Annotated in this window: 5 protein-coding genes; 3 read left to right on the top strand and 2 right to left on the bottom strand. The window is 64.4% G+C overall.

Annotation, left to right across the window (positions count from 1 at the left end):
• The coding region (locus QZH66_RS14340; protein WP_305806617.1) for a VOC family protein at window positions 1-393 on the bottom strand (393 nt) is incomplete at its 3' end.
• Window positions 394-424: 31 nt separating this feature from the next.
• A complete protein-coding gene (locus tag QZH66_RS14335; protein ID WP_305806616.1) occupies window positions 425-898 on the bottom strand; it encodes a VOC family protein in 474 nt (157 codons plus the stop codon).
• A 368-nt stretch (window positions 899-1,266) separates the two neighbouring features.
• Here QZH66_RS14335 and QZH66_RS14330 point away from each other — a divergent pair, with 368 nt between their 5' ends.
• From QZH66_RS14330 to QZH66_RS14320, 3 genes are all read left to right on the top strand, one after another.
• The gene (locus QZH66_RS14330; protein WP_305806615.1) at window positions 1,267-3,048 is read left to right on the top strand and encodes an ABC transporter substrate-binding protein; all 1,782 of its coding nucleotides are present in this window, start codon (window positions 1,267-1,269) and stop codon (window positions 3,046-3,048) included.
• Window positions 3,049-3,249: 201 nt separating this feature from the next.
• Window positions 3,250-4,224 carry an ABC transporter permease gene (locus tag QZH66_RS14325; RefSeq protein WP_305806614.1) on the top strand — a complete coding sequence of 325 codons (975 nt, stop codon included), beginning with the start codon at window positions 3,250-3,252 and terminating at the stop codon, window positions 4,222-4,224.
• Window positions 4,225-4,273: 49 nt separating this feature from the next.
• Window positions 4,274-4,814 (top strand): ABC transporter permease (locus tag QZH66_RS14320; RefSeq protein ID WP_305806613.1); only part of this gene is annotated, 541 nt, incomplete at its 3' end.

Genomic DNA, 4,814 nt, shown 5'->3' with positions numbered 1-4,814 from the left:
CCACGACACGCCAAAGCGGTCGGCCACCATGCCGAAGGACGAGGCGAAGAAGGTCGGGCCGAGCGGCATCTGAACCTTGCCGCCGCTGGCCAGGGCGTGGAACAGGCGCTCGGCGTCGGCGTCGTTGGCCGGGGTGAGCGAGAGCGAGAAGCCCTTGAATTCGGGGTGGCCCTGCGCCTGGCCGTCTGAGGCCATCAGTTCGGCGCCGCCAACGCGAAAGCTCGAATGCATGACCTTGTCTTCGCTGCCGGGCGCGCAGGCGCCGGGCGGCTGGGGCTCGGGGCTGTCCTTGTAGCGCATCAACATGGTGACTTCGGCGCCCAGGGCGCTGCGGTAGAACTCCAGGGCCTCTTCGCAGCGGCCGTCAAAAAACAGGTAGGGCTGGACTTGCATGGTGTATCTCCGTGGGTGGATGGGAAGGGAATCATGCGCGCGCGTGGGCGTTTTGCAAGGCGGCGATGTCGAGCTTGTGCATGCCCATCAGGGCCTGCATCACGGCCTGGGCCTTGCGCGGGTCGGGGTCGCTGAGCAGCTCGGGCAGCAGGTGCGGCACGATCTGCCACGACAGGCCGTATTTGTCCTGCAGCCAGCCGCACTGGCCGGGGCGGCCGCCCGCGCCGAGCTGCTGCCACAGGCGGTCGACCTCGTCCTGGGTCTGGCACTCGACGGACAGCGAAACAGCGGGGGTGAACGGGAACTCCGGCCCGCCGTTGAGGGCGATGAAGCGCTGGCCTTCGAGTTCGAATTCGATCGTCAGCACCATGTCGGCCGGCCGGGGCGCACCCTCGCCGTAGTGCGTGGTGCGCAGCGTCCTGGCGCTGGCGAAGATGCCGCTGTAGAACGCCACGGCTTCCTGGGCCTGGGTGTCGAACCACAGGCAGGGGGTGATTTTTGGCATGGGTGCTCTCCGGTGCGCCGGGCCGGCGGCACAGGCCGCGCCCGGGTTGGCATCTGTGGCTCAGGTCATCGCGGACGCCGTACGCAAACGATAGCCAGGAAATCGACGCTGTCCAGATTCAAAACGTATGGATGCCTTGACTCCAGTCAGCCTTTGGGCCGGCACTTTACTGATGGTTACGTTTATTGACCATCCGTGGAAACGTGGTAGCTCTCGGCATGCCGGCAGCACCAAAATGGGCCAAGCATTGGGGGCAGTCCGGCAGCGCGTGCACGTCTTTGTCTCGCGTCTCGGGGCCTCTATCAGGGCATTGAAGCCGGCTCGCTTCTTGGGCGGGCTATCCAGTCTTTGACGAAAAGGAATCCGAAATGAAGATGGGCATTCGAAAGACCGTGTTCGCCTTGGCCGGCGGCGTGGCAGCGTCGGTGGGCTTGGTGGGCGCCGCCCATGCGCAGTCGCTCACCATCGCCTTGGCGGCCGAACCCACGGCGGCCGATCCGCACTACCACAAGATGACGGCCAACGATGCTTTCGCTGCCCATGTCTACGACTCGCTGGTGGGGCGCAATGCCAACATGGAGCTGGTGCCCGCGTTGGCCACCTCCTGGAAAAATATCGACGATTTGACCTGGGAGTTCAAGCTGCGCCAGGGCGTGAAGTTCTCCAACGGTTCGCCATTTACCTCGAAGGACGTGCTGTTCACCATTTGCCGCACGCTGAACANCATGGAGCTGGTGCCCGCGTTGGCCACCTCCTGGAAAAATATCGACGATTTGACCTGGGAGTTCAAGCTGCGCCAGGGCGTGAAGTTCTCCAACGGTTCGCCATTTACCTCGAAGGACGTGCTGTTCACCATTTGCCGCACGCTGAACAACGAGACCAATGTGTCGGTGTCGTACACCGACACCACCAAGCGCATCACCGATGTGCAGACGCCGGACGACCACACCGTCATCATCAAGACGGCAACGCCGCTGCCACTGCTGCCCGCCGAAATGGCGCGTTCCTTGCCCATCATCTGGAGCGGTATTGCGCAGCACGGCACACTGCATTTCGCGCCCAAGACGGGCTGCGGCGTCACCGGCCCCTGGCCCACGGTGACTGACTTCAACACCGGCAAAGTGTCGATCGGCACGGGGCCTTTCCTGTTCAAGTCGTACGTGAAGGGCAGTGGCATCCAGCTCGAACGCAACGAAGGCTACTGGGGCGAGAAGCCCCACTGGAAGACCGTGAAGATGGTGCCCGTACCCAGCGCCGGCCCCCGTCTCACCGGCCTGTTGTCGGGTGACTACGACGTGATCGAGAACCCCGCAGCGCGCGATCTCGCCCGCGTGAAGGAAGACAGCAAGTTTGCTTTCGTGGCGACGCCCTCGACGCGCCTGATCTTCCTGCAGCCCGACATCGGCCGCAACCCGAGCCCGTTCGTGAAGAGCCCCGATGGCAAGAACCCGCTGCAGGACCTGCGTGTGCGCCAGGCCATGAACATGGCCATCGACCGCAAGGCCATCGTGCAGCGCATCATGGACGGCATGGCCACCCCGGCGTTTCAATACATGCCCGACGGCATGTTCGGCGCGTTGCCCAAGGCGCCCGAGATCAAGTTCGACCCGGCAGCCGCCAAGAAGCTGCTGGCCGATGCGGGCTACCCCAATGGCTTCGAACTGACGCTGTCGTCCACCAACGACCGCTACGTGAACGACAGCCAGGTCGTGCAGGCCGTGGCGCAGTACCTCACGCGCATCGGCATTAAGACCAATGTGGATGCGATGACGGCATCTATCTACTTCCCCAAGCGTGCCAAGCGCGAGTTCAGCATGCCCATGGGCGGCTGGCCGTCGGAGAGCGGTGAAGCGTCGGCGCTGTTCCAGCTGTGGCTGGCCTCGCTCGATGCGCCCAAGGGCCAGGGCACCAGCAACTACGGCGGCTTCAGCAGTGCCGAGTTCGACAAGGTGTACATCCCGGCAGCCAACACGGTCGATGCCGCCAAGCGCAAGAAGGGGCTGGAAGAGGCCACGCAGATCGCGCTCGACAACGTGGCGCTGATTCCGCTGCATTTCGAAAGCAGCATCTGGGCCTTCCGCAAGGGCCTGACCTATGAAGGCCGCCGCGACCAGTACACGCTGGCCACCTCGGTCAAGGCCAAGAACTGATCACACGGCCCGTATGAGTACGGGGTGCGCCTGCGCACTCCGTACTTTCTTTGCCATGCTGCGTTCCCGCAGGTCCCCTGGGCCGACCATTACCCGTATCGACCTCACCCGCGTGTACTGCAGGCGCCCTTGGCCTGGCCGGGGTGATCGGCACAGTGATGTGGCGCGCGGTCCCAATCCATTTCGCAAGGGGATGCCTGAGTGCTCGTCTTCATTTTGCGAAGGCTCGTGCAGAGCCTGTTCGTTCTGTTGGCCGTTTCGGTCGTCGTGTTCTTCGCCGTGTATGCGGTGGGCGATCCCATCGAGCTGCTCGTCAGCCCCGAGGCGAGCGAAGCCGACCGCCAGGTCATGATCCAGCGATTGGGTTTGGACCTGCCCGTCTGGCTGCAGTACACGGGCTTTCTGTTCCGCGCGCTGCAGGGTGACCTGGGCACCTCGTTCGTGCACGGCATTCCGGCCATCGAGCTCATCGTGCAGCGCATTCCGGCCACGCTGGAGCTGGTGTTCGTGGCCATCTCCCTCACCATCCTCATCGGCATTCCGCTGGGGCTGATCGCGGGCCTGAAAAGCGACAAGCCCACGGGGCGCGGGCTGATGGCGGGCTCGGTGCTGGGTTTTTCGCTGCCCAACTTCTGGCAGGGCATGGTCCTGATCCTGTGCTTTGCCGTGTGGCTGCACTGGCTGCCGGCCTCGGGCCGGGGCGACACGGTCGCGGTCCTGGGCGTGCCGGTTTCGTTGCTGACGGCCGATGGCTGGTCACACGTGATGCTGCCGGCTGTCAACCTGGCGCTGGCCAACATCGCGCTGGTGCTGCGCCTCACGGCAACGGGCGTGGTGGACGCCAAGAAGCAGGAATACGTGAAGTTCGCGCGCGCCAAGGGTTTGAAGCCCCGGCGCATCCTCACGCGGCACATCCTGCGCAACATCCTGATCCCGGTGGTCACGGTGATCGGCATGGAGTTCGGCTCGCTGATCGCCTACTCGACCATCACCGAAACGGTGTTCGCCTGGCCTGGCATGGGCAAGCTGCTCATCGACAGCATCTACCACCTGGACCGCCCGGTGGTGGTGGCCTATGTGATGCTGGTGACCTTCATCTTCGTGATGATCAACATGCTGGTGGACATGCTTTATGCCGTGCTCGACCCGCGCGTGCAATTGCAAGAGTCCGAATAAAGAACGGGCCAAGCGTTTTATGCAGACTCCAGAGACCCCCCGATCCCCCATGACCGACACGCCGCGCCGGCGTGCCATCCTGAGGCAGTTGCGCAGCCACCCGACCGTGAAGGGCTCGGTGATTGCGCTGGTGGCTCTGCTGGCCATCGTGCTGCTGGCGCCGTTCCTGGCGCCGCAAAATCCCTACGACCTGGCGAACCTCGACCTGATGGACGGCCGCCTGGCGCCGGGCTCGGCCAGCATGGACGGCTTTCGGTACTGGCTGGGCACCGACAACCAGGGCCGCGACATGCTCAGCGCCATTCTCTACGGACTGCGTATCAGCCTGACCGTCGGCCTGAGCGCCGTGGCGCTGGCCACGGTGATCGGCAGTCTGGTGGGGCTGGTGGCGGCCTATGCCGGTGGCCTGATCGACACCCTGCTGATGCGCCTGGTGGACTTCATCCTCGGGTTTCCCACCATCCTGGTCGCGCTGGTGCTGCTGGCCATGCTGGGCCGGGGCGTGGACAAGGTGGTGATCGCCATCGTGGTCGTGCAATGGGCGCATTACGCGCGCATCATGCGCAGCCGCGCGCTGCAGGAGCGGCGCA

This window comes from Stenotrophomonas sp. YIM B06876, assembly GCF_030711595.1.
Taxonomy (GTDB): domain Bacteria; phylum Pseudomonadota; class Gammaproteobacteria; order Xanthomonadales; family Xanthomonadaceae; genus Stenotrophomonas.
Note: the sequence above shows the minus strand (reverse complement) of the source record. Positions and strands in the feature narration are given on the sequence as shown.